We start from the raw sequence: 5,903 nt of genomic DNA, 5'->3' as shown, positions 1-5,903 counted from the left end.
GGGGTTAATTCCATATAGCGCTGGTTTATCAGCATCATCGTCTACACCCCTTATTCAGCAAGGTCTATAGAGCGAGCATTGATAGTTTCATCCTCTAATGGTAATTTTACAACCCATTGAATATCAACAAGATTTTCTGATTTTAAAAATATAAATATTCCAACATATTAAAATGTTGCTAAGCAACAGGTGATAATTGATCAGCTCTGACATTACCAAGACAGCCCAGGCATGCGGAATGAAATAACATCTTAAATTGTATCCCGTCTATGAGACTAATAAAGAAACTTAAGAACTACGTGTTACAAGTGTTTTTGATGAAGGTAGGGAAAAAGGCCATGTTGAGTCAATTCTCTTTAAGAGGTAAGCATGGTTAAGGTGGATTTGCTAAAAAAAGTTAAAATCATTTAATTCTGATTGAATAAAAGTATTTTCTTGCTTTCAATAGTGACAAACTCTAAGGTTAAAGCCTTCAGACATTTTTAATAATGAAATGTAAACAAAGGGTTCAATCTCCAAAGGGTTTAATGAAATATGAATATGAACAGACATCCTACACCGCCTGATTTGCCGCGAGCTCAAGTGTTAGCAGAACGGGCTTTTGCTTCAATAGAACGCTTTCTTCATATAGAGGCCGTTAGCGGTATTGTTCTACTCGTTGCTGCCGCGATAGCGTTAATATGGGCTAATTCACCTTTGGCTGAGAGCTATAATAATGTCTGGCACGCACCTTTTTCTATTGGATTAGGGAACTTTGTGTTTTCCAGGTCGTTACATTTTTGGATTAATGATGCTCTGATGACTTTTTTCTTTCTCGTTGTTGGTATGGAAATTCGTCGTGAAATATTTGAGGGCTCATTAAGTGACATGAGGCAGGCGATGCTTCCAATGATTGCGGCATTAGGTGGCGTTGTTGTTCCTGCATTAATTTTTCTTGGATTCAATTCCCTACCGATTCATCAAAATGGATGGGCGATACCGACAGCTACTGATATTGCATTCGCCGTTGGTGTACTTGCACTGCTGGGACGATCTATCCCGGGAAATATTCGGATATTCTTGCTGACCCTAGCTATCATCGACGACATTATTGCAGTGATCATTATTGCAGTGTTCTATTCGGGTGGTCTTAATTATGGTGGCTTCCTGATTGCTGGTTTGGGTATTATGTTAGTGCTAGGCTTTCAGCGCATCGGGATTGGTTCTGCTTTTAGCTATGTTATTCCGGGAGCCATTATCTGGGTCGGGCTCCTGATGACTGGTGCTCATCCCACTTTAGCAGGAGTGGTGCTTGGTCTAATGACTCCAGTAGTGTCTGTTCGTATGAGTGAGCGTCCTCTAGATATGTTATCTCGCATTGTCAATGAACTTACTGGCCGAGATCCACAAATGGAAGATGAACATAAGTTGGAACGGTCGCTTCGAAAAATTCAGCTTGCTCATAGGGAATTGTTACCCCCTGTTGTTCGAGTCCAAAAAGCATTGCACCCATGGGTTGCTTATGGAGTTATGCCATTATTTGCTTTGGCAAATGCTGGTGTAAGTATGAGCAAGGGCACTTTTTCTGGTGATAATGAGCTGCAAATTATCATTGGTGTTGCTATAGCTTTGGTGATCGGAAAGCCACTTGGTATCTTAAGTTTAAGCTGGTTGTCTGTGCGAATAAGATGGTGTCAATTGCCACCAGATGTGAACTGGCAAGGCGTAGGATTGGTAGGTCTTCTGGCCGGCATTGGGTTTACAATGTCCATTTTTATTGCAATGTTAGCTTTCGATAATGAACATTTGCTCAATGCAGCGAAGCTGGGAGTATTGATTGGTTCCTTTACTGCTGCTGTATTGGGACTTGTATGGGGTAAATTTTACATAAACAGACGATTAAGCTTAGAAAAATGATTAGGAATTTTTAATTACTATTTAAATGACCGTATTAACCACTTCAAATTTCAATACCAATAATAAAAAACCTCTGTATTGTTTGAGTCCAGAGTGAGTTTAATAGTTAGTGAGACTCTTTTATCCCGATGGGTACTCCTCTGAATTTCAGATATTTATAAAGGGTAGGTTTTGAAATACCAAGTTGTTTTGCTATTTGTTCCGATGTTAATTCTCCTTGACGATAAAGTGCTTCTGCAGCACATGCCTTTTCAGTCGCTTGCTTAGTAAGGCCTTGGGGTCGGCCACCGGTTCTACCCCTTGCTCGTGCTGAGGATAACCCAGCCATAGTACGCTCACGAATTAAATCTTTTTCGAACTCCGCTAAGGAGGCAAAAAGATTAAACATTAGTCTTCCCTGTGCTGTAGTAGTGTCAATCGGGTCTTGAATACTAATGATTCCAACCCCTTTGTTTATTAGTTCATTGAATGTAGTAATTAAATGTTGGAGCGATCTACCCATTCGATCCAACTTCCATATAATTAGCGTATCTCCAGATTTTAGTATGGTGAGTAATTCATTCAACTTAGGTCGATCAGTTTTAGCCCCTTTGGCTACTTCTCGAAATATTTTTTGGCAACCTGCTTTTGTAAGTGCATCAATTTGTAAATCCAGATTTTGGTCTCGAGTTGAGACTCGGGCATATCCATATATTACACAATCGTTCATTATAACTTCTCTTTATAAGTTCTTTTAACTTTGATAGAATTAACCAATTTCGTTAACTATAAAGCCTTTGATTTCAGGTTGCTAGTGAAACCTGCAAGGCAGTTAATAATAACCAGCGTTTTTTTGAACTCCTACCTCTGACCAAAAACTCACTGCTCTCAATTTGGAATATTTTTGTGGCCATTAGTGATCACCTCACCATCTTGTCTCAGGAAGAGATAAGCCAACTCTATGATTTGCCTAAAATTGATGAAGAAGACCGCTCCTTATTTTTTGAAATAACAGCTGAGGACGAGGTTTATCTCAGCAAACAGAGTATTGTAAACAATAAAATCAATTATCTGTTGCAAGTGGGATACTTCAGGGCAACCAGGAATTTTTATAAATTTACTTTTCAACAAGTAAAAGACGACACACAGTTTATTATCAAACAACATTTTCCAGGAACTAATTTCCCTAAAAAAGACATAGATATCAATAAGCATTATGCTGCACAAAAAATGATTTGTGATATTTACAGTTATACACGTTCAGGCGCTGAATTTATTGCTAATCTGGGTCGCCATGCAAAAAAACTCACTAGCCGTGATTTGCAACCAAAATTTGTTTTTGATGAACTCTTGGAGTTTTGTGAACAGCATAAAACTATTCGTCCTAAATATTCAACATTACAGAGTATTGTTTCAAAAGCGATTAATCGAGAAGAAAACAGGCTCACTTTAAAATTAGAGCGTTTATTAAATAAAGGTGAAAAGGCTGATCTTGATAGTTTATTAGCAAAGGACGACCTATTTCACAATTTAACTTTGTTGAAAAAAGATCCAAAGAACTTTAAAACCAAAGAAATGCAGAAAGAACTCTCGAAACAAAAAAAAATTGTCGCTTTATTTAATAAATCGAAAATGATAATACCCTTATTGAACATCTCAAGGCAGAACATTCAATACTATACAGGGCTTGCCGAGTTCTATGAGGTCAATATACTTCAAAAATTAAACAGAAAAAAAGCAAGGTTATATTTGATATGCTTTGTTTGGCAGCGTTTTGTTAAATTAAATGATCATCTGACTTCATTTTTTATTCACAAAATGGGTACATATGAAGATTTAGCGAAAGCTTATGCACAAGCCTGTGTATTAGAAGCTAAACTTGGAATAGATCCTGCTCGAAAAACAGCAAGTAAGATTCTAAAAATCATTGCTAATCATGATATTGTTCCAGACAATATTCGTCCAAGTTGTTATGAGATTGTTGATCAAAAAAACTTTAGCGTATTTGCAGAAAAACTGGCAAATCCATCGATTGATGAGAGAGACTATACATGGACATATTATGACAATGAATTCAGCGCTATTAAAACGAATTTACGTTCCATTTTCACAGCTTTAGAATTTAATTCTGAGCAACAAGCAAATTTAGGTAGTGCAATTGAGTTCATGCAGCAGCTACTTGGTAAAGGGAAGGTAGAAGACATCCCTGCACTTGGAGCACCTCTCGCTTTCGCACCATCGGGAATGACAAAATATTTAATTTATAAGAAAATTATAAGCGGTTCTGGCAAACGATTAAAGAAAATTAAATTTATTAATATTAATCGGTATGAAGTGATTCTGTATCAGCAAATTGCTAAAGAACTCAGCTCTGGCAACCTGTTTATTTCAGACACAGTGAATTATCGACGATTGGAGGATGAATTAATTTCCAAGGACTCTTGGTTAAAGGACAAAACAAAAATACTTGATAATTTATCCAACTGCTTAAACTTAAAGCCTATAGCGTCATTGCTTAAAGCTATGGAGAAAGAAATTGATGGACTATATAAGCAAGTTAATCAGCGCATTGTTTCAAAACAAAACAAGAATATAAAAATTGATGAAGATAAATTAACCTGGCGACTACCTTATAAAAAGAAAGAAGATCTGGCTAATAATCCTTTCTATAAAAAAATCGAAACGGTAAGTCTGGCCAGTGGCATTGAGTATACGGCCCAAGCGACGGGTTTTTTTGAGAGTTTCACTCATATTTTAAATAAGGGGGCTAAAACAGCTGTAAAACCAGAACATGTCAAAGCGTACCTTATTGCTCAAGGAGCCTCTATTGGGAAGAAGCGAATGGCTGAGTCTTCTGATGTAAGTATTCACGATTTAAATAATGTTGAAGGTACTTTTATTCGACTGGAATCACTGATTGGCGCAGGCGATCAAATTATTAATCACATTGCGAAACTACCCATCTTTGAATATTATAATTTATCGGACTATGGAATACATGCAAGTCTTGATGGTCAAAAATTAGAAACAAAATATCAAACAATAATGGCACGGTACTCAACAAAATATTTTGGATATGGAAAGGGTGTTGTTTCTTATAGTCTAATTGCTAATCATCTACCCGTTAATACCAAAGTAATTGGTGCAAATGAACATGAAAGCCATCATGTTCTGGATATTGTTTATAACAATACCAGCGATCTGAAGATTACAGCGGTATCTGGAGACATGCATAGCATCAACCGGGTTAATTTTGCAATGATGTATTTGTTTGGTTATGATTTTATGCCAAGGTTCACCCAAATAAATAGAAAAGCCGATAAAAATCTTGTTGCCTTTAAAAAGCCAAGCGAATACAGTAAATTTTTAATAAAGCCTTCTAAAAAAATACCCAAACAATTAATTATTGATGAATGGGATAATATCTTGAGAATTATCGCATCCATTGCGATGAAAGAAACCTCACAGAGTACGGTGATAAGAAAACTATCTTCTTATACACAAGCAAACTCTACTCTAAAGGCATTGATAGAGTTTGATAAGATAATTATGAGCATTTATATGCTTAAGTACATTGATGATGTTGAGATGAGACGTTGTGTCCACCGAGCATTAAATAGAGGAGAGGCATTCCATCAATTACGTTCAGCCATCCTCAAAATCAGTGGTAAGCAATTGTTAGGAAAAACTGACAAAATGTTAGAAATTAATAATCAATGCAATAAAATCTTGGCTTGTTGCATGATTTATTACAATACTGCTTTATTATCAGCTCTTTTAGAGCAGGCTAAACAACGTGGCGATGAGGCATTATGCAACGAAATTAAACGATTATCTCCCGTTGCTTGGCAACATTTTAATATGTTGGGTACATTTACATTTTGCAAATCTGAAAAACTTATTGATATTCAAGAGGTTGCGAAATTGTTGTTAGAGGATGAAACTATTAATGCTCGCTCTATAAGTCTTGCTGTATAAGAGATGTAACGGGTAATGCTGATAAACCAGCGCTATATGGAATTAACCCC

Annotated in this window: 3 protein-coding genes; 2 read left to right on the top strand and 1 reads right to left on the bottom strand. The window is 36.5% G+C overall.

What is annotated here, in order from left to right; genetic code table 11:
- The first annotated feature begins 540 nt into the window (after nt 1-540).
- Nucleotides 541-1,896 (top strand): Na+/H+ antiporter NhaA, encoded by a 1,356-nt coding sequence (gene nhaA, locus ACD661_RS16810; RefSeq protein WP_400188995.1) that lies wholly within the window; start codon nt 541-543, stop codon nt 1,894-1,896.
- A gap of 106 nt (nt 1,897-2,002) precedes the next feature.
- Here nhaA and ACD661_RS16805 read toward each other — a convergent pair whose 3' ends face one another.
- Nucleotides 2,003-2,605: a recombinase family protein gene (locus ACD661_RS16805; RefSeq protein ID WP_241534019.1), complete on the bottom strand. Its 603-nt coding sequence runs from the start codon at nt 2,603-2,605 to the stop codon at nt 2,003-2,005.
- A 176-nt stretch (nt 2,606-2,781) separates the two neighbouring features.
- Between ACD661_RS16805 and ACD661_RS16800 the strand changes: the two genes are divergently transcribed.
- Entirely contained in the window at nt 2,782-5,853 is a 3,072-nt protein-coding gene (locus ACD661_RS16800; RefSeq protein WP_298622579.1) for a Tn3 family transposase, read from the top strand.
- The last annotated feature ends 50 nt before the right edge of the window (nt 5,854-5,903 follow it).

Source organism: Legionella lytica (genome assembly GCF_044626755.1).
Lineage (GTDB): Bacteria > Pseudomonadota > Gammaproteobacteria > Legionellales > Legionellaceae > Legionella > Legionella lytica_A.
Note: the sequence above shows the minus strand (reverse complement) of the source record. Positions and strands in the feature narration are given on the sequence as shown.